33 protein-coding genes are annotated in these 26,347 nt (G+C 62.8%); 9 read left to right on the top strand and 24 right to left on the bottom strand.

All coding sequences use genetic code 11. The features are described 5' to 3' along the window. Positions 1 to 82 precede the first annotated feature (82 nt). The 3 genes from QF092_RS16075 to QF092_RS16065 are packed head-to-tail and all read left to right on the top strand — an operon-like array spanning position 83 to position 3,903. Positions 83 to 532 carry a GNAT family N-acetyltransferase gene (locus tag QF092_RS16075; protein ID WP_281465425.1) on the top strand — a complete coding sequence of 150 codons (450 nt, stop codon included), beginning with the start codon at positions 83 to 85 and terminating at the stop codon, positions 530 to 532. Between the two features lie 49 nt (positions 533 to 581). Further along, positions 582 to 3,419 (top strand): DNA polymerase I, encoded by a 2,838-nt coding sequence (polA, locus tag QF092_RS16070; RefSeq protein ID WP_281465423.1) that lies wholly within the window; start codon positions 582 to 584, stop codon positions 3,417 to 3,419. A gap of 55 nt (positions 3,420 to 3,474) precedes the next feature. Next, on the top strand, positions 3,475 to 3,903 hold the full coding sequence (locus QF092_RS16065) for a DUF2306 domain-containing protein (protein WP_281465421.1): 429 nt from the start codon (positions 3,475 to 3,477) through the stop codon (positions 3,901 to 3,903). A 454-nt stretch (positions 3,904 to 4,357) separates the two neighbouring features. Here QF092_RS16065 and QF092_RS16060 read toward each other — a convergent pair whose 3' ends face one another. The 3 genes from QF092_RS16060 to QF092_RS16050 all read right to left on the bottom strand — a co-directional run bounded on the left by QF092_RS16060 (position 4,358) and on the right by QF092_RS16050 (position 6,864). Next, a complete protein-coding gene (locus tag QF092_RS16060; protein WP_281465419.1) occupies positions 4,358 to 4,819 on the bottom strand; it encodes a DUF1203 domain-containing protein in 462 nt (153 codons plus the stop codon). 69 nt (positions 4,820 to 4,888) lie between these two features. Continuing rightward, on the bottom strand, positions 4,889 to 5,269 hold the full coding sequence (locus tag QF092_RS16055) for an HIT domain-containing protein (protein ID WP_281465417.1): 381 nt from the start codon (positions 5,267 to 5,269) through the stop codon (positions 4,889 to 4,891). A 17-nt stretch (positions 5,270 to 5,286) separates the two neighbouring features. Beyond that, positions 5,287 to 6,864, bottom strand: a complete 1,578-nt coding sequence (locus QF092_RS16050; RefSeq protein WP_281465415.1) for a DUF5928 domain-containing protein — start codon at positions 6,862 to 6,864, stop codon at positions 5,287 to 5,289. A gap of 184 nt (positions 6,865 to 7,048) precedes the next feature. On the opposite strand from QF092_RS16050, the gene QF092_RS16045 reads away from it, so the two are divergent. Next, on the top strand, positions 7,049 to 7,867 hold the full coding sequence (locus tag QF092_RS16045; RefSeq protein ID WP_281465414.1) for a sulfotransferase family protein: 819 nt from the start codon (positions 7,049 to 7,051) through the stop codon (positions 7,865 to 7,867). Between the two features lie 366 nt (positions 7,868 to 8,233). Then, positions 8,234 to 8,806 (top strand): hypothetical protein, encoded by a 573-nt coding sequence (locus QF092_RS16040; protein ID WP_281465412.1) that lies wholly within the window; start codon positions 8,234 to 8,236, stop codon positions 8,804 to 8,806. Positions 8,807 to 8,828: 22 nt separating this feature from the next. On the opposite strand, the gene QF092_RS16035 is transcribed toward QF092_RS16040, so the two are convergent. Both QF092_RS16035 and nth read right to left on the bottom strand, forming a co-directional pair. After that, positions 8,829 to 9,812, bottom strand: coding sequence for an adenosine kinase (locus QF092_RS16035; protein WP_281465410.1), 984 nt, complete (start codon positions 9,810 to 9,812; stop codon positions 8,829 to 8,831). After that, positions 9,809 to 10,453 carry an endonuclease III gene (gene nth / locus QF092_RS16030; protein WP_281465408.1) on the bottom strand — a complete coding sequence of 215 codons (645 nt, stop codon included), beginning with the start codon at positions 10,451 to 10,453 and terminating at the stop codon, positions 9,809 to 9,811. Before nth ends, QF092_RS16035 begins: the two co-directional genes overlap by 4 nt. Positions 10,454 to 10,560: 107 nt before the next feature. Between nth and QF092_RS16025 the strand changes: the two genes are divergently transcribed. After that, positions 10,561 to 11,400, top strand: a complete 840-nt coding sequence (locus QF092_RS16025) for a methylated-DNA--[protein]-cysteine S-methyltransferase (RefSeq protein WP_281465406.1) — start codon at positions 10,561 to 10,563, stop codon at positions 11,398 to 11,400. A gap of 110 nt (positions 11,401 to 11,510) precedes the next feature. Continuing rightward, positions 11,511 to 12,179, top strand: a complete 669-nt coding sequence (locus QF092_RS16020) for a YiaD family glycine zipper/OmpA-like lipoprotein (protein ID WP_281465404.1) — start codon at positions 11,511 to 11,513, stop codon at positions 12,177 to 12,179. A 269-nt stretch (positions 12,180 to 12,448) separates the two neighbouring features. Here the strand turns inward: QF092_RS16020 and QF092_RS16015 are convergent, their stop codons facing one another. Continuing rightward, complete coding sequence (locus tag QF092_RS16015; protein WP_281465402.1) at positions 12,449 to 12,775, bottom strand: DUF1330 domain-containing protein; 327 nt, start codon at positions 12,773 to 12,775, stop codon at positions 12,449 to 12,451. Between the two features lie 437 nt (positions 12,776 to 13,212). Here QF092_RS16015 and QF092_RS16010 point away from each other — a divergent pair, with 437 nt between their 5' ends. Continuing rightward, positions 13,213 to 13,980, top strand: coding sequence for an FCD domain-containing protein (locus QF092_RS16010; protein WP_281465400.1), 768 nt, complete (start codon positions 13,213 to 13,215; stop codon positions 13,978 to 13,980). A 60-nt stretch (positions 13,981 to 14,040) separates the two neighbouring features. Here QF092_RS16010 and QF092_RS16005 read toward each other — a convergent pair whose 3' ends face one another. The 5 genes from QF092_RS16005 to QF092_RS15985 all read right to left on the bottom strand — a co-directional run bounded on the left by QF092_RS16005 (position 14,041) and on the right by QF092_RS15985 (position 16,601). Next, on the bottom strand, positions 14,041 to 14,598 hold the full coding sequence (locus QF092_RS16005; protein ID WP_281465398.1) for a F0F1 ATP synthase subunit B: 558 nt from the start codon (positions 14,596 to 14,598) through the stop codon (positions 14,041 to 14,043). Between the two features lie 5 nt (positions 14,599 to 14,603). Next, complete coding sequence (locus tag QF092_RS16000) at positions 14,604 to 15,149, bottom strand: F0F1 ATP synthase subunit B' (protein WP_281465396.1); 546 nt, start codon at positions 15,147 to 15,149, stop codon at positions 14,604 to 14,606. 83 nt (positions 15,150 to 15,232) lie between these two features. Beyond that, a complete protein-coding gene (locus QF092_RS15995; protein ID WP_281465394.1) occupies positions 15,233 to 15,469 on the bottom strand; it encodes a F0F1 ATP synthase subunit C in 237 nt (78 codons plus the stop codon). A 45-nt stretch (positions 15,470 to 15,514) separates the two neighbouring features. Continuing rightward, positions 15,515 to 16,222, bottom strand: a complete 708-nt coding sequence (locus QF092_RS15990; RefSeq protein WP_281470058.1) for a F0F1 ATP synthase subunit A — start codon at positions 16,220 to 16,222, stop codon at positions 15,515 to 15,517. A 46-nt stretch (positions 16,223 to 16,268) separates the two neighbouring features. Next, entirely contained in the window at positions 16,269 to 16,601 is a 333-nt protein-coding gene (locus QF092_RS15985; protein ID WP_281465392.1) for an AtpZ/AtpI family protein, read from the bottom strand. A gap of 219 nt (positions 16,602 to 16,820) precedes the next feature. Here QF092_RS15985 and QF092_RS15980 point away from each other — a divergent pair, with 219 nt between their 5' ends. Continuing rightward, the gene (locus QF092_RS15980; protein WP_281465390.1) at positions 16,821 to 17,168 is read left to right on the top strand and encodes an ArsR/SmtB family transcription factor; all 348 of its coding nucleotides are present in this window, start codon (positions 16,821 to 16,823) and stop codon (positions 17,166 to 17,168) included. Positions 17,169 to 17,261: 93 nt separating this feature from the next. Here the strand turns inward: QF092_RS15980 and QF092_RS15975 are convergent, their stop codons facing one another. From QF092_RS15975 to ffh, 13 genes are all read right to left on the bottom strand, one after another. After that, entirely contained in the window at positions 17,262 to 18,779 is a 1,518-nt protein-coding gene (locus QF092_RS15975; RefSeq protein WP_281465388.1) for a malonate--CoA ligase, read from the bottom strand. A gap of 281 nt (positions 18,780 to 19,060) precedes the next feature. After that, on the bottom strand, positions 19,061 to 19,192 hold the full coding sequence (locus QF092_RS15970) for a hypothetical protein (RefSeq protein WP_281465386.1): 132 nt from the start codon (positions 19,190 to 19,192) through the stop codon (positions 19,061 to 19,063). Further along, on the bottom strand, positions 19,182 to 19,991 hold the full coding sequence (locus QF092_RS15965; RefSeq protein WP_281465384.1) for a division plane positioning ATPase MipZ: 810 nt from the start codon (positions 19,989 to 19,991) through the stop codon (positions 19,182 to 19,184). The genes QF092_RS15970 and QF092_RS15965 overlap by 11 nt, the downstream gene beginning before the upstream one ends. A gap of 162 nt (positions 19,992 to 20,153) precedes the next feature. Next, complete coding sequence (gene rpmE, locus QF092_RS15960; protein WP_281465382.1) at positions 20,154 to 20,375, bottom strand: 50S ribosomal protein L31; 222 nt, start codon at positions 20,373 to 20,375, stop codon at positions 20,154 to 20,156. 11 nt (positions 20,376 to 20,386) lie between these two features. Beyond that, positions 20,387 to 20,761, bottom strand: coding sequence for a 50S ribosomal protein L19 (rplS, locus tag QF092_RS15955; RefSeq protein WP_281465380.1), 375 nt, complete (start codon positions 20,759 to 20,761; stop codon positions 20,387 to 20,389). A gap of 336 nt (positions 20,762 to 21,097) precedes the next feature. Then, entirely contained in the window at positions 21,098 to 21,895 is a 798-nt protein-coding gene (gene trmD / locus QF092_RS15950; protein ID WP_281465378.1) for a tRNA (guanosine(37)-N1)-methyltransferase TrmD, read from the bottom strand. Next, on the bottom strand, positions 21,892 to 22,404 hold the full coding sequence (rimM, locus tag QF092_RS15945; RefSeq protein ID WP_281465376.1) for a ribosome maturation factor RimM: 513 nt from the start codon (positions 22,402 to 22,404) through the stop codon (positions 21,892 to 21,894). The genes trmD and rimM overlap by 4 nt, the downstream gene beginning before the upstream one ends. Positions 22,405 to 22,470: 66 nt before the next feature. Further along, positions 22,471 to 22,824 carry a 30S ribosomal protein S16 gene (gene rpsP / locus QF092_RS15940; RefSeq protein WP_281465373.1) on the bottom strand — a complete coding sequence of 118 codons (354 nt, stop codon included), beginning with the start codon at positions 22,822 to 22,824 and terminating at the stop codon, positions 22,471 to 22,473. Between the two features lie 49 nt (positions 22,825 to 22,873). Further along, complete coding sequence (locus tag QF092_RS15935; RefSeq protein WP_281465371.1) at positions 22,874 to 23,173, bottom strand: chorismate mutase; 300 nt, start codon at positions 23,171 to 23,173, stop codon at positions 22,874 to 22,876. Further along, on the bottom strand, positions 23,170 to 23,709 hold the full coding sequence (locus tag QF092_RS15930) for a GNAT family N-acetyltransferase (protein ID WP_281465369.1): 540 nt from the start codon (positions 23,707 to 23,709) through the stop codon (positions 23,170 to 23,172). Before QF092_RS15930 ends, QF092_RS15935 begins: the two co-directional genes overlap by 4 nt. Next, positions 23,706 to 24,209, bottom strand: a complete 504-nt coding sequence (locus tag QF092_RS15925; protein WP_281465367.1) for a GNAT family N-acetyltransferase — start codon at positions 24,207 to 24,209, stop codon at positions 23,706 to 23,708. Before QF092_RS15925 ends, QF092_RS15930 begins: the two co-directional genes overlap by 4 nt. Then, the gene (locus QF092_RS15920; protein WP_281465365.1) at positions 24,206 to 24,751 is read right to left on the bottom strand and encodes a GNAT family N-acetyltransferase; all 546 of its coding nucleotides are present in this window, start codon (positions 24,749 to 24,751) and stop codon (positions 24,206 to 24,208) included. The genes QF092_RS15925 and QF092_RS15920 overlap by 4 nt, the downstream gene beginning before the upstream one ends. Beyond that, positions 24,748 to 26,244 carry a signal recognition particle protein gene (gene ffh / locus QF092_RS15915; protein ID WP_281465363.1) on the bottom strand — a complete coding sequence of 499 codons (1,497 nt, stop codon included), beginning with the start codon at positions 26,242 to 26,244 and terminating at the stop codon, positions 24,748 to 24,750. The genes QF092_RS15920 and ffh overlap by 4 nt, the downstream gene beginning before the upstream one ends. Between the last annotated feature and the right edge of the window lie 103 nt (positions 26,245 to 26,347).

Below are 26,347 nucleotides of genomic sequence, written 5' to 3'. Positions count from 1 at the left end.
TCCTTCACCAGAAACCAGACCAGAGGCCGCCCCTGCGGGTGGTCGGTCCAACATCTTCCCGCAGCGGCGGCGGGAGATGAAAATGAAAACCGAAACGCGCCCCGAAATCCGCCCCGAAATCCGCCCTGAAATCCGCCACGCCACACCCGAAGACCTGCCCGCGTTGCACGCCATGGCGCTGCACCTTGCCGACCATCTGGACGCGGCCCCACGCGATGCCGAAACCTTTCAGCGGGACGCCTTCATCCTGCCCGGCACGCGCGTCTTGATCGCGCGACAGGGCGGCACGGTCGTGGGCTACCTCCTCATGCATCTGACGCGCGACCCCATCGCTTGGCGCATGGGCTATGAAATCACCGAACTTTTCGTCATGCCCGCCCATCGGCATCGCGGCATCGGCCGCCGCCTGATCGGCGCTGCCCGCCTCTTGGCCGAAGCCGAGGGTCGCGCCACCCTTGCCATCACCCCCGCGATGGCCGCGCTGACCCAAGGGATGGGGGCCGCGCGCGCCCTCCCCCTTGCTCTGGCCTGAGGCTGCCGATCATGCCATACCACCCCCAAAGGCAAGACGGAGGATGACCATGGGCTTTGGCAAGGGCTGCCACCTGCACCTGATCGACGGATCGGCCTATATCTTCCGCGCCTATCACGCGCTTCCCCCGCTCACGCGGAAATCCGACGGTCTGCCCATCGGCGCCGTCTCGGGCTTCTGCAACATCCTCTTCCGTTATCTTGAAGGCAACAAAGGCCCCGACGCCCCGAACGGTGCCCCCACCCATGTCGCGGTCATCTTCGACCATTCGTCCGAGACGTTCCGCAACGCCATCTACCCGCTCTACAAGGCCAACCGCCCCGAACTGCCCGAAGACCTCCGCCCGCAATTCCCCCTCACCCGCGATGCCACCCGCGCCTTCAACATCGCCTGCATCGAGACCGAGGGCTATGAGGCGGACGACATCATCGCCACCCTTGCCGCCCGCGCGACCGAAGCAGGCGGCGACGTCACAATCATCTCCTCCGACAAAGACCTGATGCAGCTTGTCGGCCCCGGCGTCATGATGTTCGACCCGATGAAATCCCGCGCCATCGGCCCCGATGAGGTCTTCGAAAAATTCGGCGTCGCCCCCAACCGCGTCGTCGATGTGCAATCCCTCGCGGGCGACAGCGTCGATAACGTCCCCGGCGCCCCCGGCATCGGCATCAAGACCGCCGCCCTCCTGATCCAGGAATATGGCGATCTCGAAACCCTTCTCACCCGCGCGACCGAGATCAAGCAGCCCAAACGGCGCGAGGCACTGATCGACAATGCCGACCTCATCCGCATCTCGAAACAGCTGGTGCAGCTGAAGGCCGACACCCCCCTCGATGTCACGCTTGATGATCTGGAGGTTCGCCCCCCCGAACCTGACACGATCATGGATTTCCTCACCCGGATGGAATTCCGCACGCTCACCCGCCGCGTGGCCGATAGCCTTAAGATCGCGCCCCCGGCCCCCCTGCCCGAAACCCAAGGCACCAACCCCAACCACCCCGACCCGGTCACCCCTGACCGCCTCCCCTTCGACCACGCCGCCTACGAAGCCGTCACCACCGAAGACGCGCTCCACGCATGGATCGCCACGATCCGCGACCACGGCACCGTTGCCGTCGATACCGAAACCACCAGCCTCGACGAGATGCGGGCCGAACTCGTCGGCATCTCCCTTTCCGTCACCACCGGAAAGGCCGCCTATATCCCGCTCACCCACCGCTCCGGCACGGATGACCTTTTCGGCTCGGCCAAACTCGCCGATGGACAGCTTCCCGTAGGCACCGTCCTTTCCGCCCTAAAACCCGTTCTCGAAGACCCCGCCATCCTCAAGATCGGCCAGAACATGAAATATGACTGGAAGATCTTCGCCCGCCACGGCATCCGCATCACCCCCTTCGACGACACGATGCTCATGTCCTCGGCCCTTCATGCGGGCCTCAATTCCCACGGCATGGACGCGCTCTCCGAAACCCATCTCGGCCACACGCCCATCCCGATCAAATCCCTCCTCGGCAGCGGTAAATCCGCCATCACCTTCGACCGCGTCGCCATCCCCGATGCCGTGAAATACGCCGCCGAAGATGCCGACATCACGCTCCGCCTCTGGCAGCATTTCAAACCGCAACTCCACCGCGCACAGGTGACGACCGTCTACGAAACCCTCGAACGCCCCCTCGTCCCGGTGCTGGCGGAAATGGAAATGGCGGGGGTCATGGTCGACCGCGACACGCTGTCCCGCATGTCCAACGCCTTCGCGCAAAAGATGGCAGGGCTTGAGGCCGAAATCCAAGAAATCGCGGGCGCAGCCTTCAACGTCGGATCGCCCAAACAACTGGGCGAAGTTCTCTTCGACAAAATGCAGGTTCCCGGCGGCGAAAGGGGCAAGACCGGGGCCTATGCGACCGGGGCCGATATCCTCGAAGACATCACCACGCTGGAAGACACCCATCCCGATGCCGCCCGCCTTGCCGCCCGCGTCCTCGACTGGCGCCAGATCGCGAAACTCAAATCCACCTATACCGACGCGCTGCAAGACCACATCCACCCTGAAACGGGCCGCGTCCACACCTCCTATTCCATCACGGGCGCGGTGACGGGCCGCCTCTCCTCCACAGATCCGAACCTCCAGAACATCCCCGTCCGCACCGAAGAAGGCCGCCGCATCCGCGAGGCTTTCGTCGCCCCGAAAGGCCGCCTCCTCGTCTCGCTCGACTACAGCCAGATCGAATTGCGCATCCTCGCCCATATCGCCGATATCCCCGAACTTCAGCAGGCCTTCCGCGACGGGCTCGATATCCACGCCCTGACGGCGTCCGAGATGTTCAATGTCCCGCTTGACCAGATGACCCCCGATATCCGCCGTCAGGCAAAGGCCATCAATTTCGGCGTCATCTACGGCATTTCCGGCTTCGGCCTTGCGCGCAACCTGCGCATCCCGCGGGCAGAGGCGCAAGGTTTCATCGACCGCTATTTCCAGCGCTTCCCCGGCATCAAGGGCTATATGGACAGCACCATCAAAGAGGCACAGGCGCGCGGCTTCGTCACCACCCTCTTTGGGCGCAAGATCCACACGCCCGAAATCAACGCCAAAGGCCCGACCGCAGGCTTTGCCAAACGCGCCGCGATCAACGCCCCCATTCAGGGCACTGCCGCCGACGTGATCCGCCGCGCCATGATCCGCATGCCCGCCGCCATCGCAGATCTGCCCGCCAAGATGTTGCTGCAAGTTCATGACGAACTGCTCTTCGAAGTGGACGAAGACGCCGCATCCACCCTCGCCGCCCGCGCCAAAGAGGTGATGGAGGCCGCCGCCCACCCCGCCGTCGCCTTCAAGGTCCCCCTGATCGTCGAGGCAGGTCAGGGCCGCACATGGGCCGAAGCGCATTGAAACCCCGCGCTGTCACCCAGCCTTCCACGCACAAGGTATCGTGCAAGGCATCGTGATGAACCTCGCGCCCTTCCTTGCCGCACCCTTCACCGTGCAGGTCCACGCCCTGGCCGCCCTCGCAGCCCTCTTGCTCGGCGCGCTGCAGCTTCTCGCCCCAAAGGGTCGGCTGCCCCACCGCTTCATGGGCTGGCTCTGGGTCGCGTTGATGGCCGTGACTGCCCTCTCCTCCTTTATCTTCGTCTGGGGGCCGGGCTTCGACGGGCTCGGCCCGATCCACTTACTTTCGTTCGTCACCCTTGTCTCCCTCTTGGGCCTCGTCCGCGCGGCTCGCTCCCACCAGATCGCCCGCCATCGCAGCATGGCGCTCTGGCTCTTCTGCGCGGCCCTCGTCATCACTGGGGGCTTCACCCTCCTGCCCGGCCGCCTGATGCATTGCGTGGCGTTTACCATGCCCGGCGCCGAATGCCGCTTCGGCGCCCCATGAACCGCGCCGCCGCCCCCAAAGGCCGGCTCAAGTGACGTGAAGCAATCGCGCCCCGCCAATCTGACCAAGCCCCTTCATCTTGGCAAAAATACTCGCCGGGGGTGAATGGCTGCGCAGCAGCCAGAGGGGGCGGCACGCCCCTTCACGCGGAGCGGGACGCGCGCTCGCGCGGCCCGCGACCCAAAAGGCTTGCGTGTCCCCCGAAAGGGGGGCACGCACCGCAGGATCACCACACCCCGGCCTAGGCTCAGTTCAACGCACCGGGACCGTTACCCCCGCCATTCCGGGCCCTCGTCGATACACGCCCTGCACCGGCCCCGCTCCCGCCGCGCCGCCACGCTTAGCTTAACGCACCCTCAACCCAGCGCCCGCCGCGTGCCCACAATTTGCGGCACAAAAGGCGGCACAAAACAGGGCACAAAGGATACCGGCCAAAAATCCTCGATTTGAAACCTCAGTCCCGCTCGATCCGCAGCTGAAAACAATTGTTCCGCGCCGACCGGACATGCACAAACGCCACCTCCGGCATCGCCAGCAATTCCGTCGCCCGCGCCGGAATGCGGCCTGTCTCGACAACGCCCCCGGTGCCATAAAGAATCCGCTCATCCGCCCCATACCCCCGGACGATGTATTCGGAAGAGGAAAGGATTTCAGGCAGTTCCGGCCCACCCCCCGCGTCACAAGGGTCCGCGCAGAGAAAGATCGGCCCCGTCTCCGCATAGGGCTGCAACGTCCCAAAGGGCCGATGCGCCAGAACCAGCATCCCCTTGCCCTCCGGGATCATCCGCAGGCAATGGCGGCAGGGGTTCCCGCCCCCATCCGAAATCTTGCGTTCCGGCAAAAGTCCATATGAATCAACGCCCCCCGCCTGATAGGCGCGGGCAATCTCAGTCGGTATCGGCAGAAATCGCAGCATCGGAACCCTCCATCAGAAGGCCCCATCCTGCCCGTCAGGTCCCGCCGCCGCGACCCGATCCTTGCGCTTTCAGTCGCGCGACAGCATCCGCCCCAAGGGCGCGCCCCCCACGATATGCAGATGATAATGCGGCACTTCCTGCCCGCCATGCCCACCGGCATTGGTGATGCCGCGATACCCCGCCCCACCATCCCCAAGGCTCACCCCCAGCATCGCACAAACGCTGGCGGCGGTGCGGTGGAAATCCACGATTTCGGCATCGCTGGCTTCCGCACAGAAATGGTCGAAGGTCACATAGGCCCCCTTCGGGATCACCAGCACGTGATGCGGCGCTTGTGGGTTGATGTCATGGAAGGCCAGCGTGTGGTCCGTCTCGATCAAGGTCCGGTTCGGAATCTCGCCCCGCAGGATGCGGGCAAAGATATTGTTCGGGTCGTAGCTATGGGCCATGTCTCTCACCACGTCTCTCAATCCACGAAAAGATGCCCCGTGGCGGCGATCTCGCGTGCCTTTTCCACAGGAATATCAAGGAACTCTGCCAAGGGCAGGGTGTTTTCATCTGCGCTCGCGCTTTGCCGGATGCGATGGAAACCGGGGAAATTCGCATCCCTGATCCGGTCGCTTTCGAACTTCACGTCATAGCGGATAGTGGGCAGCAAACGGTCGATCGTCTCCTTCGGGGTGCGATCCCCCGCCAAGCCCACGCGCCGGGCATGGCCGATCAGATAGTCGTCGGTGAAATCGCATTCGATCTCCAACAGGCGCACCGAAGCCTTGTCGTTATAGAAATCCTGCATCAGGTCGACATTCGCAGGATCGATGCAGAACAGCAGCCGATCCGTCTGCCAATAGTCGAACAGCATCCTCACCAGCGCCCGCCTGTGCCGCGTCCGCTTTTCCAGCGTCGTTTGGATACCGCCCAGATCGGGCAGCGGCGTGGACCCTTCATTGAACAGATATTCGATCGCGGGCAGGTTCGTCACATCCCGCACGCGGTCCACCAAACGCTTGGCGACATGCCATTTCTTGCAGGTCACCATCATCAGCGTGCGTTCACGCCCCAGACTGCTTTCCCGCTCCCAGAAGCGCGGCGCGAAACGGCGGCCCACCCGTCCCCGCCCTGTCAGAAACCGGAACAGGCTCCGCCCCTCGTTCGAGATGGTGAACTGCACCCCGCGCGAGGCATAAAGCTTGCCCAGCCTTTCCTTCAAATCCTTCGCATCCGCCGAAACCTTCCGCGCGAACAAGTAATCCTGGCTCAGCAGCAGGTCGTAATGATCGTTGTAGAAGGTCACTGGCATCCCGTAATCGGTGAACATCAGGAAGGTCAGCGTCCGCGACCGGATCTCGGCCTCTGGCACCAGATGGCGCACCAGCGTCTGAAAGAACGTCTCGTCGGGAATCCATGTCGTGCGGAAAAACCGCATCACATCCTTCCGTTTGTCGCAGAAATCCAGCACCGCCTCGACCGTCCGCCGCCGCAGACACCACCACTGGCTGCCGATCATGATCTGCAAATCCGCCGGCACCTGCCGCGCCAGACCCAGCTTTTGCTGCACCTGCATCGATCCATAGAACAGCCGCTTATGCGTGCGTTCGTTGAACCAGTGCCGATAGATCAACCGCTCTTCCTTGATCCCGGTCTTGATCCAGTCCGAGGTAAAGAAATCAAAGCTTTCGATATAGTCGATCTCTTCGCGGTCAAGGAAAGCATGGGCATATTCCGCCGACTTGATCGGCATACAATCCCCCGACAGCATGTAGAAATGCGTCGCATAAGGGAAGGCATCGACCGCCGCTTTGGTGGCAAGGATCGTCGCCTCCACCAGACTCCATTCCCCCCAACCGCATTTGATGCGCTTCTTTGCAAAGGTGACCGAGGGATTGTCCTTCAGCGCCGTCTCGATCTGCTCAAACGCCTCGCGCGGCGCACGGGCATCAAAATGGATGGAAACGAAATCCCCCGCCGCCGTCAGACGCTGCGCCTGCGCGACGATCCCGTCCGGGTCTTTGTGACACAACAGGATATAGGCAATCTTGGCCATGAAACCCGAACGGCTAGGGTGCGTTAAGTGTCACGTCTTGAACAAATAACGTCAACGGTGATTGAATAGGCATACTTTCTTTGCTTTTTTGTGGCCTATCGGCAAGTGCGACATGCAACGCATGTGCAGATTTTGGTACAGGCACGGGCGCGTCAGATGCCCGGCGATTGGAGGCAGTGCTTAAATGGGTTTCCCCGGAACCTGGATGACTGAAAGCGAAAGCGTGGTTTATCGGGTGGTGCCGAAATGTGCCTGCTCGTCCATCGGCCAGATCATGTTCTATTCCGATCACGGCCGCTTCTTCGACGGCGACATCCACGATGCAACCGATGGCCTGCACAAATGGGCGCTCGAACACAGCCAGCCGCGGATTGAGGATGTGGTCAAAGGGCACAAGGCCTATGCCTTCACCTGTGTCCGCAACCCCTATACCCGTGTGCTTTCGTCCTTCTTTGATAAGATTTGCGGGATTCAGCGGAACGGCAAACGCTATCGCGGCAACCTCGTCCCGATGCTCGTCCAGAAATACGGCGTGCAGGTCGGCGGCGACGATGGCAAGGAAGCGTTCGATCAGATCGCCAGCTTCCGCCGCTTCCTCCTCTTCGTGCGCGACACCATCCGCTTTCGCAAACCGATGGAGCCTGACATCCACTGGTCGTCGATGTCGGGCCATATCTCCACCTTCATTGTGAATGGCGGACGCTACGATAATATCTTCTTCACCGAAAAATTCGATGACGGGATGCAGACCGTCCTCGACAACATCACGACCAAGCACAAGGTGAACCTCAAGAAGATCCCGAAGTTCAACGAAAGCGAAGGCCATGGGCCAAAGCGCCTGCATCCGGTGGAAGATTACTTCGATGACCTGTCCCATCACCTGATGTGGGAAATCTACAAGAAGGACTTCCAACTCTTCCGCTACGATTTCGACGATCCGTCGAACAAGATGCCCAAAGGGCCGGTCGATCTGGATGAGGTTCACGCAAAGCTTGGCGACTGAGTCGCCGCTTTGAAACGGGCCTGCGCGGCAAAGCGCTGGCCCCACTGTGCAGGCCCCCGCGCCTAAGTCCGTCAGCGGTCGGCGAAAATCCCCACCTTGATAGGCGGCAAGCGGATCATCCAACCCGATTGCCCTGCCATCCCAAATCATGCCGCATAAACGCGGGCGGAATATTTACGTAATTTACGTAAACAAATCCTTTACGGCAAAAAGCCGCCATCACCCCCCTCGCCCGCTGGCGGAACGTCGCCTAGGGCGGGCTTGGCAGCCCCCCTTTTGCGGTTGAGTGTCACTGTCCTACCCCGCCCCAACCGTGGCGGGCCAATGGTCGAAAGACCCCCTGATAAGGACAAGGAACCGCACCGCATGGATATGCTGCTCGTCACCGACACGCTCCGCTTTTCGCACCTATTTGCCGTCTGCCTCGGCCTTGGCGCGTCGATCATGGCCGATCTCTACATCCTCAACCGCCTGCGCACCCCCCTGACGCATGAGATGATGGCCACCCTCCACCGCACCCATGGTTTTGTCTGGGCCGCGCTGGGGGTGATGTGGGTCACAGGGCTGGGCCTGCTTTACCTCCGCACCGGCTTCGACCTGGCGGCTTTCACGCCAAAACTCATGGCCAAACTGGGCATCGTGGGCCTTCTCACCCTCAACGCCATCTTGATCGGTGCTGTTGCTATGCCGATCCTTGCGGGCCGCATCGGCCGCTCCATCGCAGCCTTTCCGACCGCGTTGAAACTGCGCTTTTCCCTGATCGGCGGCATCTCTGCGGCGAGCTGGCTCTTGGCCCTTGCCTTGGGCGTCAGCAAGGCACTGGCCCGAAGCGGAAGCGAGGTTTTCGCCGTCCTCTTGCCCATCGCCTATGTCTCGGCCCTTGTCGCAACGGCCCTCGTCCTGCTGTCCCGCCCGATGACCGGCAACCATCCGGCCTGACGCCCAAGAAAGGGGCTGATCCTCAGATCAGCCCTTCCTTGCGGAACAACGCCTTCAGATCCGTCTCGGGCCGCGCACCGAAATGGCTGATCACCTCCGCCGCCGCGACACAGCCCATCCGCCCCGACACCTCCAGCGATTGCCCCGTGGCAAAGCCATACAGGAACCCCGCCGCGAACTGATCGCCCGCGCCCGTCGCATCCACCGGCACCACGCGGTTCACCGGCACCGTTACCATCTCATCTCCGCGTACAAGGATGACCTCATCCCCCGACCGGGTGCAGACCACCACGCCCGCATCCGCCGCCGCCTGTTCCAGCGCTGCCGACAGGTCGGTCTGATAAAGCGAGGACCATTCGTGTTCGTTCCCGATCACATAGTCCAACTCCTTGACCAGCCGCCGGAAATCATCCCGATGACGGTCCACGCAGAATGGGTCTGACAGGGCGATCCCCGCCTTGCCACCGGCACCCCGGCACAGCTTCGCCGCCCGCTCAAAAGCCTGTTTTCCCTTGGGCTTGTCGTAAAGATAACCCTCAAGGAACAGCAGCACCGCCTCACCTGCCACGGCATCCGACACGTCTTCCGGGCCCAGTTCCGAAGAAATCCCCAGATAGGTGTTCATCGACCGCTCGCCATCCGGCGACACAAAGATCATCGACCGCGAGGTGGGCAGTTCTCCCCCTGCCACCGGCGGGTTCGGAAAGGCCGTCCCGCTTTCGGCCATCGACTGCGCATAAAACCGCCCCAGCGCATCGTCATGCACCCGCCCGATGAAGGCCGTCCGCAAGCCAAGGTTCCCCAACCCCGCGATGGTATTGGCAACCGACCCGCCGGGGGCCTGCACCCGGTCTTTCATGGCGGCATACAGCAATTCGCCCCGCTCGCGTTCCACCAGCTGCATGATGCCCTTCTCGATGCCCATCATCTCGATGAAACTGTCATCGGCCTGATTGAACACATCGACGATGGCATTGCCGATGCCCACGACGTCATAGGTCTTCATTCGGTCTTTTCCTCATACTGACAAAGGTCGCGGATCGGGCAGATGCCGCATTTCGGTGTGCGCGCCACGCAAATATACCGGCCATGCAGGATCAGCCAGTGATGCGCGTGCAACTGGAACTCGGCGGGAACGTTGTCTTCGATCGCCCGCTCGACCGCCGCCTCGTCCTTGCCCGGCGCGATGCCCGTGCGGTTGCCGACGCGAAAGATATGCGTATCCACCGCCTGCGCAGGCTGGCGGAACCACATGTTCAAAACCACATTCGCCGTCTTGCGCCCTACCCCCGGCAGCGATTGCAAGGCCGCACGGCTGGACGGCACCGCGCCGCCAAACGCATCGATCAGGATACGGCACAGCTTGATGACGTTCTTCGCCTTGTTGCGATAAAGCCCAATCGTCTTGATATGCTCGATCAGCCCGTCCTCGCCCAAGGCCAGCATCTTTTCCGGCGTATCGGCCACGGCAAACAGGCCGCGCGTCGCCTTGTTCACCCCCACATCCGTCGCCTGCGCCGAAAGCGCTACCGCCACCAGCAGGGTGAAGGCGTTCACATGCTCCAATTCCCCCTTCGGCTCCGCCTCCAGCGCATGGAAGCGGGTGAAGATCTCTTTCATCGCGGCATAGGGAAGCTGCTTGGCCATGCCATCGCCTTAAGCGACCAGCCGTCACCGGGCAAGGCGGGATGCGCAGAATCCGGGTCGCCTGTGGCCGTCCGCCCCCATAGATTGGCCACAGAAGGAGATGCCCGATGACCGACCAATCCCCCGCCTACCACTACGCCGTCATCGCCCGCGCCCTGAAGGTGATCGATGACGGCGGCCCCGCGCTCACCCTCGATGATCTTGCCCGGCGGATGGATATGTCCCCGGCGCATTTCCAGCGCGTCTTTTCCCAATGGGTCGGCATCTCGCCCAAACGATACCAGCAATACCTGACGCTGGATCATGCCCGTGCCATGCTGTCCGAACGCTTCACCACGCTGGAAACTGCGCTTGCCACCGGTCTTTCCGGCACCGGCCGCCTGCACGACCTCTTCCTGACATGGGAGGCGATGACCCCCGGCGATTACGCGCAAGGCGGGGCCGGCCTCACCATCCGCTGGGGCTGGTTCGAAAGCCCCTTCGGCCCCGCCATTGTCATGGGCACCGAAAAAGGGCTCTGCGGCATGGGCTTTGCCGCCGAAATGGGGGCCGAAGCCGCCTTCGAAGACCTCATCCGCCGTTGGCCCAAGGCGGATTTCGTCGAAGACCCAATGATGCTGCGCCCTTGGGTGCTTGCCGCCTTTGGCACCGACGGGCAGGGCAAGGCCCCCCTCTACCTCATCGGCGCGCCCTTTCAGATCAAGGTATGGGAGGCGCTGATGCGCATCCCCACCGGCCATGTCACGACCTATAGCGAGATTGCCGGAACCATCGGCAATCCACGCGCCGTCCGCGCCGTAGGCACAGCCGTGGGCCGCAACCCGATCAGTTTTCTGATCCCTTGCCACCGCGCCCTGCGCCGCGACGGCAACCTTGGCGGCTATCATTGGGGCCTTCCGGTGAAACGCGCGATCCTTGCATGGGAAGCCGCCCGCACCGGAATGTGATGCGCGGAATGTTGCCGCGCGGGGGGCGCTCCTATCCAGCCCCGCCCCGCCTTGGTATAAGAAGGGTCAGCGCCCGCATCCAAGGGCCACCCACCATCGAGGCGGCAGCAATGACCTTCAAGACCCCCCTTATCCTTTCCACCCTCGGCATCCTTGCCCTCACGGCCTGCGTTCCCGCCGACCCCTATGCCGATCCCTATGGCGCGCAACCCACCGCCGCAGGCCCCCGCACGCAATCCGGCGCGCTGATCGGGGCGATGGCCGGTGGCCTGATCGGGTCGCAAAGCGATGATGACCGCCTTCTGAAAACCGCCGTCGGCGCGGGCATCGGCGCCGTGCTTGGCGGCGCCATCGGTGCCACGCTTGACGCGCAGGCCGCCGAATTGCGCGGCATCAATGGCCAATTCGATGTGACGAACAATGGCGACTTCCTCGTGGTGAACATGCCGCAGGATGTGCTGTTCGCCGTGGACAGCGCTGCCCTGCGGCCCGACCTGATCCGCGACATCGGGGCGGTGGCGCAGAACCTGCTGCGCTATCCCAACAGCCAGATCCAAATCATCGGCCATACCGACAATACCGGATCGGCGGCCTATAATCAGGACCTGTCGCAGCGCCGCGCCGTCTCGGTCGCGGATGTGCTGCGCGGCAATGGCGTGCCAAACAACCGCGTCACCGCTTTCGGACGGGGTGAAGATCAACCCATCGCCTCAAACCTCACGCCCGAAGGCCGTGCCGCCAACCGCCGGGTGGAAATCATCATCCGCCCGACCCGCTGATCCCGGCAATTTCAGCCCGAAGGGGACTGGAAAGCCTTATCGACGCAGTCTGTCAGGTCGGAAACGGCTTCATCGTTGGAAAATCGGAAAAAGCCCGCCGTAACTTTACGGCGGGCTTTACTTCGTCCGATTACGTTATGTCCCATGCCTGCGACAGGCGATAAACGCAGCGCCGATGCGTCAGCACGAGGGTCGCTGAGAAACGGCATGTTTTTGAAGAACCAATTCTTCGCAGGCGCAGCCTTCCGGACCTGAAGTATGCCGTCGCTCTATCGGCCCGATTGCTCGACCGACGGCGTCGACGAAAGATCATCGACGATCGTAATCGCATAGGTGCTGAATGCGCGATCCCGCACCGCCTTGACCGCAGCGTATTCCGGGCTTTTGAAAACGGAATCAACCGCCTCTCTCGACGGGTATTCGACCATCACGACTGTCTGGGAAGGGTGGGTGCCGATGACGACATCATTCACCGCAAAGCGCTTCACGATACGTGCTCCGGCCCGCTTAAGCAGCGGATCTGTAACACTGAAGTAGGCAGCCAAAGCGTCTGGGGCATCTTCAGAGATCGTAACAAACGCAAGAACTGTGACCATTTCGGCCCCCTAGAGATCTGAGTGAAAAACCGACATCACCGTTACTCAGGCCACAGAAGGACAGGTATTGCTGACTGACAGTGTCGCGTCAAACAGACTCTTCGGCTATGATTTGCATCAATCGTCGCGAACACGTTCATCCCTGTGTCGGCTTCGCAGTGAGGGGCCGTTTTTGGGACTGCAGCCAAGTGGCGCAATCCTGTATCAGGCTGCAGCCTCGCTCTGCGCGCGACCTCTACCTGGACTCCGTTCGCTCAGCCAAGGATCAGTCTTCGTCGCAGCAAAAAGAATAAACTGGCCAGATAGATAGCCACCCCGCGCGCCACGTCCTAACAGCCTGATGGCGCCACCGCAGGATCCGGCCGGTTTCTTTTAAGGAACACCATTGTCCCCACGGCCCAGTGGTCATAAATTCAGACCAAAATCGCGGGGAGATCATGCCGTTCCAAAAGGTGCAGCCCGAAAAATTGTCGCACGGGATCGTTCGCCAGATCGAACTCCTGATCCTGCGCGGCATCCTGCGCCCCGGCGAGCGCCTGCCTTCGGAACGCGAACTCTCCGAACGCATGGATGTATCGCGCCCCTCGCTGCGCGAGGCTTTGGCAGAACTGCAAGAGCGCGGGCTTCTCACCACCCGCCCCAATGCCGGGGTCTATGTGGCCGAGGTGATGGGGTCTGCCTTCGCCCCTGCGCTTGTTGATCTCTTCTCACGCCATGATGAGGCGGTTTTCGACTACATCGCCTTCCGCCGCGACCTAGAGGCGCTGGCCGCCGAACGCGCCGCACGACTTGGGTCTGACACCGATCTTCAAGTCATCGACGCGATCTTCACCCGGATGGAGGCCGCACATCAGAAACGCGATCCATCGGACGAAGCCGCCCTTGACGCCCAATTCCACCTTGCGATCATCGAGGCCAGCCATAACGTCGTTATGCTGCACATGATGCGGTCGATGTTCGATCTGTTGCGCGAAGGCGTCTTTTACAATCGCCAAATGATGTTCAAGGTCCGCACCACGCGTGAGGCCCTGCTCGACCAGCACCGCGCAATCAATACAGCAATTCAGGCGCGAGACCCCGCCAACGCCCGCGCGGCGGTAGAATCCCATCTCGACTATGTTGAAGCCGCCCTCATCGAACAGGGCCGCACCGCAAGGAACGAGGCGATCGCCCTCCAAAGGCTGCAACACGAACAATCCCGCTGACCGCAAATAGAAAAACCCGGCCAGTGGCCGGGTTCCCCTGATATCCTCAAACTGCCCAGATCAGTGCAGCTTGGCTTCAACCTGACCGATGGCCGCATCAATGGACGCAGCAGCGCCCTCTGCCGTCATCTGCTTGGCCAACACGTCACCTGCCGCCGCAACAGCCACCGCGATGGCACGCTCGCGCACCTCCCGGATGGCCGAAGCCTCAGCCGAAGCAATCTGATCTTCCGCCGCCGCCACGCGACGCGCGATCGACTTCTTCAGATCGGCCTTGGCCTGTTCGGCCGCTGCCATCGCCTCTTCCTTGGCGCTGGCCACGATGCGCTCGGATTGCTCCTGCACTTCTTTCTGCTTCTTCTCATAGGAAGACAGCAGGGCCTTCGCCTCGTCCCGCAGACTGCGCGCCTCGTCCAGCTCGGCCTTGATCTGCGCGGCACGGTTGTCCAGCAATTTGCCGATCAGCGCCGGCACCTTGTATTTCAGCAGGACGCCAACAAAGACCAGAAAGCCAATCGTCACCACAAAATCGGTGTTCGCCAGCGAGAAGAAGGGCTTGTCCCCCGCCGCCAAGGCGGGCGTGGCAGAAAGCGCCAGAATAGCCGTAAGCGTTCTCATCGCCTTCATCCCTTCAACCGCGCCGTGACAGCCGCCGTGACCGAACGGGCATCCGCTTTGCCACCCAGCGCCGCGACCAGTTCCTTCGCAGTATCCTTGGCCACTTCCGTGATCGCGTCCAAAGCACCGGCCCGGATCTCCGAAATCCGTCCTTCGGATTCCGCCGCCTTCGCCGCGATCTCCGCATCAGCCTTGGCCGTTGCCGCATCCAGATCCTTCTGGATTTCGGCCCGTGCCTCCGCCACGATCCTCGCCGCTTCGCTGCGGGCCCGTGCCAAAGCGTCCTGATAGGCTTTCTCAGCCTCGACCGCCTTGGCTTTCAATTCCTCGGCCGCCGTCAGGTCATTCGTGATCGTGCCTTTCCGCTCGGCCAGCACGCTCCCGATGCGGGGCAGCGCGATGCGCGACAGAACGAAATAGATCACGGCCAGCGCGACGACCAACCAGAACACCTGGTTTGGCATCCATTCGACGCACAGCTGCGGCATGCCGATCGCGCTGCCAGCCTCGCTGACGCAGGTGCTCGCTGCGGCGGTATGTTCAGTTGCCATCTTGTCCTCCGTCGGACCCTTTGAACTTCGAAGGGGCGCCGGTCTACCGGCGCGCCCCCCTCACGTAAGGATTCGAAGTGGGATCAGACGGCGAACATCAGCAGAAGCGCAACGAGGAACGCGAAGATCCCCAGAGCTTCTGCGAAGGCCAGACCGATGAACAGCGTGGCGGTTTGGCCACCAGCCGCCGACGGATTGCGCAGCGCGCCCGCCAGGAAGTTGCCGGCCACGTGGCCAACGCCGATGGCGGCAGCGCCCGAACCGATGGCGGCGAGGCCGGCACCGATGAACTGACCCATGCTTGCGATATCGCCTTCCATGATTTTCTCCTTACGATGGAATGCTTGAGTTTGGGTGTGACCGCGTCAGTGGCCCGGATGCAGCGCATCCTTCAGATAGACGCAGGTCAAGATGGTGAAGACATAGGCCTGAATGAAGGAAACCAGCACCTCCAGCCCGTAGATGGCGACGATCGCAAGGATCGACACCGGCGAGATTGCAGCAATCGCCGCAAAGCCCGCGAAAACCTTGATCACGGCGTGACCAGCCATGATGTTGCCTGCAAGACGGATCGAATGGCTAACGGGACGCACGAAGTAGGAAATCACTTCGATCACCGCGATAATCGGGCGCAGGATCAGCGGCGCATCCGACATCCAGAACAGACCCAGGAAATGCGCCCCATGCTTGTAAAAGCCGAGCAGGGTCACAGCGATGAACACGCCAAAGCCCAGCACCGCCGTCACCGCGATATGCGAGGTGGGGGTAAAGGACATCGGCAGCAGGCCAAGATAGTTCGTGAAGATGATGAACACGAACAGCGTGAAGATTTTCGGGAAGTACTTCACCCCTTCATGGCCGCAAATGTCCTCGACCATTTTGTAGATGAAGCCATAGGCCAATTCCGCCACCGACTGAACGCGCGATGGCACAACCGCCCGGCCCCGCGTGCCCAGAACGAACAGCGCGATGATGCACAGCACGGCCAAGCTCATCCACAACGTCACATTGGTGGGCGTGTACCACTCTACGGGACCATGCCCGAACAGCGGCTTCACGATGAACTGGTCCATCGGATGGAACACCAGACCGCCTTCGCTGTGTGCCTCGCCTGCCACGTCAGTCTTCCCCTTGCTCGGCGGCCTGTGCCGCCTTCCGTTCCTGCACTTCTTTCGCCGACCGCAGCATGGTTTTGATCCCCGCCGCAAAGCCCGCCAATATGAACAGCACCAGAAACAGCGGCATGGTCCCAAACAGCGAGTCCAGCCCGTATCCAATGCCGAAGCCGATCCCAAGTCCGGCCACAAGCTCGATCACCATTCGCCAGGCAAGCTGCGCCTGCGAATACTGCTCGTCCTGATGGCGCTTGCGCGGTGGGTTCACCGCGCCCTTCGCTTTGGCCAGTTTCTCCTCCAGCGCGGCAAGTCGCGCGCGATCGGGTTCTTCGGCCATGACGGGGCACCCCCAGAACAGTCGGGCGGAACCTACGGAGAGGGCCTGCCTGAGTCAAGCCGCGAATTCCCCACCCTGACATCCGACAAGCATATGATTTACATGTGTTTTCCGCAGGGCGGCACCCTGCCACACCTCTGCAAAGGCACCGCATGCGGCATTGCGGCATATTCAACCGAATGGTTGACGATTGCAGCACAGACCCGCAAACATGCCCGCATGACCGCGCCCACACCCGACCCGCTCGACACCGTTTTCAGCGCGCTGGCCGATCCCACGCGCCGCGCGATCCTGACGATGCTGCTTGAGGATGACATGGCCGTCACCGATGTAGCCGAACCTTTCGCGGTGTCGCTGGCAGCCATCTCGAAACACCTTGCCGTTCTGGCCGATGCAGGGCTCATCACGCAGGAAAAGCGCGGACGGGTGAAATGGTGCAAGCTAGAGCCCGATGCCCTGCGAACGGCGTCGGTCTGGATGCAGGGGTTCGGCCAGTTCGATCCCGTCGATCTTGATGCCTTTGAACGCTTCCTCGAAGCTGAACTTGACACTCAGGATGTGACCTGACCCAAGGATGTAGAACGGAATTTGACACAAATTCCGCCTTGCAACGCCGCGCCCCACCGTTTTCTGCGTGCAGAAAACGCCGCGAAATTTGCGTCAGATTTCGCCCCCTGACACGAACCAGCCCTTATAGGCCTCACGCAAAAGGTTCTTCTGCACCTTGCCCATCGTATTCCTTGGCAGGCTCTCCACCACCACTGCCGCCTTGGGCTGCTTGAACCGCGCCAATCGGTCGGAAATCGCCGCCAGCGCCTGACCCGCATCCAGCGCCGCGCCCTTCTGTGGCACCAGTACGGCAAAGACGGCCTCGCCGAAATCCGGATGCGGCACGCCGATCACCGCGCTTTCCGCGACCCCCGGCACTTCGTCCAAAAGCAGCTCCACCTCTTTGGGATAAACATTATACCCCCCGGTGATCACCAGATCCTTCGCCCGCCCCACGATATGCACATATCCGTCGGCATCCCGTTTCCCCAGATCGCCGGTTATGAACCAGCCATCCGCGCGCAACTCCTCGCGCGTCTTTTCCGGCATTTGCCAATAGCCCGCAAAGACATTCGGCCCCCGCACCTCGATCATCCCCACCTCTTCAGGGGCGACCTCGCGCCCCTCGGCCATGATCCGCAGGTCGACCCCCGGCAGGGGAAAGCCCACCGTCCCCGCCCGCCGCTCACCTTCATAGGGGTTAGAGGTGTTCATATTCGTCTCGGTCATCCCATAGCGCTCCAGAATGCGATGCCCCGTCCGCGCCTTCCATGCCACATGAGTCTCGGCCAAAAGCGGGGCGGACCCCGACACGAACAGCCGCATATGCCCGACCAGATCGCGCGTCAGCCCTGGCTCATCCAGCAGCCGCGTGTAGAAGGTCGGCACCCCCATCATCACTGTAGCCTGCGGCAGATGCCGCAGCACCGCCCCCGCCTCAAAACCCGGCAGCCAGATCATCGCCGCCCCGGACAAAAGCACCACATTCGACGCCACAAACAGCCCATGCGTGTGAAAGATCGGCAGCGCATGCAGCAGCACATCACGGCCCGTGAACCGCCATTCCCGCAGGAGAACGTCGGCATTCGACAACAGGTTGCGCTGCGTCAGCATCGCCCCCTTCGACCGCCCCGTCGTCCCCGATGTGTAGAGGATCGCCGCAAGGTCATCTGGCCCGCAGGCCACTGCGGCCTCTTCGGACGCCCCCGCCGCCAGATCGGCCAACTCTCCGGTTCCGTCGCCATTCAGAGCCACCAGCCGTGCCCCGGCCTGCGCCGCCACCGCTGCCAAGGCCTGCGCCTTCGCACCATCACAGACAAAGACCCGCGGCGTCGCATCGCCAAGGAAATAGGCCACTTCATCAGGCGTATAGGCCGTGTTCAACGGCAGGAACACCGCGCCCAAGGCCACCGCTGCGCCATATATGGCCAGCCCCTCGGGCGACTTGCCCACTTGCACCGCAATCCGGTCACCCTTGGCCAAGCCAAGCCCGCGCAAGGCCCCGGCCATCTGCCCGACAAGGTGAAAGAAGGCATCGCCAGAGATCCGCCGCCCATCCGGCAGGATCAGAAAATCACTCCCCCGTCCCGCCAATGGCGCAAACAGCGCGTCGAACAGATGATTGGCCATGCTCCGCCCTCCCATTTGCCCCCTCATGGCATGGCGCGGCCCTGCGGCTCAAGCCATCGGCAGCATCGGCAGACCTTTGCCAAGTCACTTCGGATCTGGGCAGGTTTTCGCCAAAATCGCCCAATTCACGCCCTTCACCATAGCCAAAACGCACGGAAAGACCGCGCCCGCGCCCATTTCCTGCCCATCTTTCGCGGCATCCTTCAGACGACAAAGGTTAGGGGCATCCGCCCACTCGAAAGGACATCGCCATGCAATACGGCCTCGCTCTGCTGGAAAAGCTAGGCCTTCTCGCCCACAAGGCGCAGCAGGTTGACCCGCAATTCGATCAGCGCCTGCAACGGATCGGCGCCCGCGAAATGGCGCGCGACGCGCAGCTTGGCCTTCGCGCCGTCCCGCCGGTCAGAAATCAACCCGCACCCCGGGCAGTCTAAGCTCCGATACCAAGTCGCGCACTTCCTGCCGCGCGGCGATATTGGACAGGTTCAGCTGATCCACCCCGGTATCGCGCAGATCAAGCAGCGTCAGCCCGCGCGGGAAAAGTTCGCGGAAGATGACGCGCTCGGAAAATCCCGGCGCCACGCGGAACCCGATCCGCCGCGACAATTCCTCCAGCGCCGCCCCCACCTTCTTCTTGTTATGCATCTGTTGCGCGCCCAGACGGTTGCGCAGCACGATCCAATCGATGGGCTTCAACCCGGCCTGCGCCCTGAGTTGCCGCGCGTTCCACACCATTTCGGAATAGATTGACGGCCCCTTCACCCGACCTGTTTCCGGGTCCACCCGCGCCAAAAGGTCAAAATCCACGAAACTGTCATTCAACGGCGTGATCAACGTATCGGCCAGCGAATGCGCCACCTGTGACAACCGCGTATGCGATCCGGGGCAATCGATCACGATGAAATCCGACACGGGCTCCAAAGCCGCAACCGCCGCCGCCAGCCGCGCGTCAAAGGCATTCTCGCCCGCCTGCAACTGATCCGCCGGCACCTCTGGCAATTCGCGATAGTCAGGCGTGGGCAGGCTCAACCCCGCCCGCGCCAGATAGGCCCGGCGGTTCTCAACATAGCGCCCGAAACTCCGCTGCCGCAGATCAAGGTCCAGCGCCCCCACCCGGAACCCAAGCCGCGCCAGCGCCGTGCCCACATGCATGCAGGTGGTGGACTTCCCCGATCCACCCTTTTCGTTCCCGACCACGATGATATGCGCCATGCCATCCCCCGACCCGATCAGCACCCCGCGCGGCAGCAGGCGGTGCGGAACAGCGATAAGGCCCAGTTGGCGGAAATCCGCAAGCCCTTCCGTGCAGGTTCCGCAATGGAAAACGCCGCCCCAAGGGGACGGCGCTCGCTACTTTCACAACGTAGGCAGGGATCAGAAGCCCAGACCGGCGTATTTGTTCTTGAACTTCGACACGCGGCCGCCGGTGTCCATCAGCTTGGCCGATTGTCCGGTCCAAGCCGGATGCGCCAGCGGATCGATATCCAGCGCCATCTGGTCGCCATCCTTGCCCCACGTGGTGCGGGTCTGGAACGTGCTGCCGTCGGTCATCTTGACGGTGATCATGTGATAGTCGGGGTGAATGCCCTTTTTCATCGCTGCGATCCTTATTCCGACTTTTCTTTGTAGTTCGACAGTTCGGCGATCCGGGCCGACTTACCACGACGCTCGCGCAGGTAGTACAGCTTGGCGCGGCGCACACGGCCACGACGCACAACTTCGATCGAGTCGATGTTGGTCGAATACAGCGGGAACACACGCTCCACGCCTTCGCCGAAGGAAATCTTGCGGACGGTGAACGAGGCCGAGATGGTCAGCCCGCCCTTGCGGCCGATGCAGACGCCTTCATACATCTGCACCCGCGAACGGCTGCCTTCGGTCACCTTATAGCCGACGCGGATGGTGTCGCCGGCCTTGAAATCCGGGATGGTCTTGCCGAGGGCGGCGATCTGCTCCGCCTCGATCTGCGCGATCAGGTTCATGCGCATGTCTCCATTTTGCCTGCGGTGGTCCCGCAGAGGTGATGCCGCCCCAGAGCTCTCGGTCTTCGATCGGGTCCGCCCCTTCAGGGGCGCCCGCCAGAGATGCAGGCCTGCTTTGACTGTGGCGTTCCCCTGCCCCAAACCCTGCCGAAGGATGCAGAAGGCAAAAGGAATCGCTCCCGGATGACGAAACCGCCCCGGACCGGGGGCCTATAGGGGCGAAAGGCCCTTGCGGTCAAGGGCGAAAGCGCGTCCGCCGGGGTCCTCCGCCCTGCCCCCGCAAGGCGCCTTTGCCGCGATGGCCGTAGGGCGGGGTTCCCCCCGCCATGACCGGCCTCATGGCTTCCGCTTCTCCCAAAGATCGGGCCGCCGCTCCTGGGTCAGCCGCTCGCGCTCTGCCCGCCGCCATTTCTCGATCTCGCCATGATGACCTGACATCAGCACGGCCGGAATCTCCCGCCCTTCCCAGACGGCAGGCCGCGTATATTGCGGATGCTCCAGCAGCCCGTCCGAGAAACTTTCCTCCTCCGTAGATGCCGCATTGCCCAACACATTGGGCAAAAGCCGCACCGTCGCGTCGATCATCGCCTGCGCCGCAATCTCGCCCCCAGTCAGGACGAAATCGCCCAAGGACACCTCCTCGACGCCCCAATGGTCCAGCACCCGCTGATCCACCCCTTCGAACCGCCCGCACAGGATCGTGACGCCATCCGCCGCCGCCCAATCCCGCGCCATGGCCTGATCAAACCGGCGCCCGCGCGGCGATAGGTAGACGAGGGGCCAACGCCCCCGCTCACCCGTCACCCCGATCGAGGCCTGCCGCAGCGCCCGATGCACCACATCAGCGCGCAGCACCATGCCCGCACCCCCGCCCGCAGGCGTGTCATCCACGTTGCGATGCTTGCCCTCGCCAAAGGTCCGCAGGTCCAGCGTCTCCAGCCGCCACAACCCCTGATCCAGCGCCTTGCCCGTCAAGGACAGGCCCAGAACACCGGGAAAAGCCTCTGGAAACAGCGTCACGATCCGCGCTTCCCACGCGCCCTTCACCCGGCGCGGCTCTTCCATCAAGTCACGCGGCTGCAGGCTGACCTGCACCTTGATCCGCCCATGAGACCGGGGCTTTTCGTCGGTCATTCCGTTTCCTCGGGCAGGTCCACCACAATCCGCCCCGCCGCCAGATCGACCGTCGGCACTACGGCCAGCGTGAACGGCACCAAGAGCGCTGATTTCATGCCGGAACCAAGGATTTCCAGCATATCGCCCGCCCCGTGATTATGCACAGCCCGCACCGTGCCAAGGGTCACCCCTCCGGCATCCTGCGCCACAAGCCCGATCAGGTCGGCGTGATAGAATTCGTCATCCGGCAGCGCGGGCAGCCTGTCGCGATCCGCGAAAAGCTGCGTGCCCTTCAAGGCATCCGCCTGCTCTTTGGTCAAAACCCCCGACAACCTTGCCCCCAGCCCGCCCGACACATTGGCCCGCGTCAGCTTCACGGCAAAGGATCGGCTGCCATCCTCGGTCCAAAGCGGCCCATAGGACGCAATCGCCTCCGGGTCGGCGCAAAAGCTTTTCAGCCGTACCTCACCCTGCACGCCGAAAGACCCGGCGATGGCACCGACACAGATACGGTCAGGTCGCGTCATCGTCACTCACCCGGTTGCAAGATCAAGGGAATAGGGGGGCCGCCAACGGCCCCCCCAAAGTCGTCCTTACTCTTCCGCAGGAGCAGCGGCCCGGGCGGCCTTCTTCGCGGCGCGCTCGGCCATCTGCTTGCCCGGCACAGCGGATTTCGGGTTGTTGCGGGCCTTCTTCGGCATCACGCCAGCAGCTTCCAGCATCCGTGCGATCCGGTCGGTCGGCTGCGCGCCCTGCGCCAGCCAATGCTTCACGCGATCCATATCCATCTTCACGCGGTTCTCGTCATCCTTGGCCAGCAACGGGTTATAGGTTCCCAGCTTCTCAAGGAACCGCCCATCGCGCGGCATGCGCGAGTCGGACGCCACGATGGAATAATGCGGGCGCTTCTTGGAACCACCACGGGCCAGTCGGATCTTCATTGCCATTGTCGTATCTCCTTTGAATGGCGTGTCATTGCAGGGGGCATAGGCCCACCTACGGGGATTGCAGTTTCTCGTGATGCCTGATGACTTCGCTGATGATGAAGGTCAGGAATTTCTTTGCGAATTCGGGGTCCAGATCGGCCTCGCGCGCCAGCGTCTCCAGCCGCTCGATCTGCCGCGCCTCGCGCGCCGGGTCGCTTGGCGGCAGATCGTGGCTGGCCTTCAGCCGCCCCACCGCCTGCGTATGCTTGAAGCGCTCCGCCAGCGTATAGACAAGGATCGCATCCAGCCGGTCGATCGACTCCCGATGCTCCTTCAATATCTCGGCGGCACGCTGGGCAGCGTCGGTCATGCGGTCCTCCTGCTGTCAGGGGCTGGATGGCGAAAGACAAGGCAAGGTGGCGCGCCGATCGACGGCGCATCCGGGTCAACCACCGCGCCAAGCCGCAGGGCAAGCGCGCGCGACCGCGCATTCCCTTCGGCAACATAAGATACGGCAGAGGTCCAGCCCAAAGTCTGATAGGCAAAGTCCCGCGCCGCACACGCCGCCTCGAAGGCAAACCCCTTGCCCTCGGCACCTGCGTTCCAGACCGACCAGCCGATCTCACGCTCGGGCCAAGTCTCGGGGAACCAAGGCCCCGTCGCGCCCAAAGGCGTCGCATCGCCCTTGGCGTGAAAGACGAACATCCCAAAGCCCCGCGCCACCCAATGCCCGATCACATGGCAAAAGCCGCGCCAGGTGTTCGACAGGTCATAGTCACCCGTGCGCACGAACTGCCCCCGGTCGGATGCCAGAAAGCCGTGGAAAGCAGGCCAATCCCCCGCCTCCGGCGCACGCAGCACCAGCCGTTCCGTCGTCAGAACAGGGGTCCCAGCAAGCCCGATCATGCAAAGCCCCGCAGATCATGCACGATCACCACATCGCCCGGATCGATCCCCGGCTGTGCCGCATCGATCCGCCCGCCCAGCCGTAAGCCCAGCGCAATGGACCGCGCATTGCCCGGATCGATGATATTGGTGATTGTGTCCCAGCCAAAGGCCCGCCGCACCCAAGCCATCACCGCCTGCGCGGCCTCACGCGCATATCCCCTGCCCTCAGCCGCAGGCACCACGAACCAGCCCAGTTCTGGCGCAGGATAGTCAGCGGCGTGATAAATACCTACCTCGCCCACATACGCACCGCCCGCGTCCACCGAAAACGGGCCATAGCCCATCAGAGGCCACTGCCCAACCTCCGACGCCCAGACCCGCCACGCCTGCACGCGCGACAAGGGTCCGCCCTCCCAGACCGACCGATCCGACGCATAAAAGGCTGCCCGATGCTCGAAATCGCCAAGCACGGGCATGCGCAGCGTCAGCCGCTCGGTATGAAGGGTCGGCGCGATCATGCGCGGCCCCCCGCAAAATGCCGATAGGTCAGCGTCGGCTCGTCGCCATAGGGGTGGGGCGCGGCTGCATCCACCACAGCACCAAGCCGTTCGCACAGCCGATGTGACCGGGCATTGGCCGGATCGGTATAGGACACCGCTGTCCGATGCCCAGAGGTCGCAAAGAACCAGTCCCGCGCCGCCCGCGCGGCCTCGAACGCCAGACCCTGCCCCTCATCAGCGGCATTCCACAGGCTCCAGCCCAGTTCCGGCTCGGGATGCGTGTCGGGATAGAAGGGGCCGATGCCTCCGATGCCCCGATCATCCCCCTTGCGGCAGACCGTAAACAGGCTGAAACCGTGCTTCTGCCACTGGGCAAACAGCCCTTCCGTCTCAACCACAAGCGTCTCTATCGACCATGGCCCGCCCATCAGGGCCGACCGCTCCGATGACCAGAACGCATGGCTCGCAGGTATGTCCTCGCGCCGGGGACGGCGCAGGAAGAGACGGTCGGTCCAAAGGACCGGCCCGCCCGTTTCATCCTGCGCCAGCGTGTAGGTCATTTCTTCTTCATCAGCCCCGAGAGACCCGACGGAAGGCCCATGCCGCGCGGCATGCCGGGGAAACCGCCGCCCTGACCAAGGCCCTGCTTCATGCCACGCGCCGCCTCTTCCAGCTGTTCCGGTGTCATCTTCGACGGGTCGGGCAGGCCACCCTTGCCCAGCATCTGGCGCATGGCTTGCTTCATCATGCCGCCCTTGCCCATCTTCTTCATCATCTCAGCCATCTGCTTGTGCTGCTTCAGCAGCCGGTTCAGATCGGCCACCTCCAGCCCTGCCCCCGCCGCGATCCGCTTTTTCCGGCTCGCCTGTAAAAGGTCCGGGTTGGCCCGCTCTTTCTTGGTCATCGACTGGATCAAAGCGATCTGCCGCTTCAGCATCCGGTCATCCAGCCCCGCCTCGGCGGCGGCGGCCTGCATCTTGCCCATGCCAGGCAGCATGCCCATCAGGCCCTGCATGCCGCCCATCTTGACCATCTGCTCAAGCTGCATCTTCAGGTCGTTCATATTGAACAAGCCCTTGGCAAAGCGCTTGGCCATCCGCTCGGCCTGCTCAGCCTCGAACGTCTCCTGCGCCTTCTCGACCAGCGCGACAATGTCACCCATCCCAAGGATGCGGCCCGCCACACGCTCGGCCTCAAAGGTCTCAAGCGCGTCCATCTTCTCGCCCAGACCCACGAACCGAATGGGCTTGCCCGTGATGGCCCGCATGGACAAGGCCGCACCGCCGCGCCCGTCGCCATCCATCCGCGTCAGGACAACGCCCGAAATCCCCACCTTCCCGTCGAACTCGGTCGCCACGTTGACGGCGTCTTGGCCTGTCAGGCCATCGACCACCAACAGCACTTCACGCGGCTGGGCGATGTCGCGCACCGCCTGCACTTCGTCCATCAGCACTTCATCGATATGCAGACGGCCCGCAGTATCAAGGAACAGCACGTCATAGCCGCCCATCGCCGCCTGCGTCTTGGCGCGCTTCGCGATCTGCACCGCGCTCTCGCCCTTCACGATGGGCAGGGCATCCACACCGATCTGGCCACCAAGGATCGCCAGCTGCTCCATCGCCGCCGGGCGGTTGGTGTCAAGCGAGGCAAGCAGAACCTTCTTCCCACTCCGCTCTTTCAACCGCTTGGCCAGCTTCGCCGTGGTCGTTGTCTTCCCCGACCCCTGCAAACCCACCATCAGAACCGTCGCCGGCGGATTGTCGATCTTCAGCGCATCCGCAGGCCCCTCGCCCTGCAACACCCGGATCAACTCGTCATGGACGATCTTGACGACCATCTGCCCCGGCGTGACCGACTTGGTCACCGCAACCCCGGTCGCCTTGTCCTGCACTCGCTTGATGAAATCCCGCGCCACCGGCAGCGAAACATCCGCCTCCAGAAGCGCCACCCGCACCTCGCGCAGCGCCGCAACAACATCCGCCTCGCTCAGCGCACCGGCCTTCGTCAGGCGGTCGAATACGCCACCAAGACGTTCTGACAGGCTTTCGAACATGGCACCCCTCCGGGTTCGTGACAAAGGCCGGATATGGGCATCCGACGGCGGAAATGCACCCGCAAAGGATTACGGCACCCGTGGGCGCAACGCGCTGACGGAT

The sequence above is a fragment of the Fuscovulum ytuae genome (assembly GCF_029953595.1).
Lineage (GTDB): Bacteria > Pseudomonadota > Alphaproteobacteria > Rhodobacterales > Rhodobacteraceae > Paragemmobacter > Paragemmobacter ytuae.
Note: the sequence above shows the minus strand (reverse complement) of the source record. Positions and strands in the feature narration are given on the sequence as shown.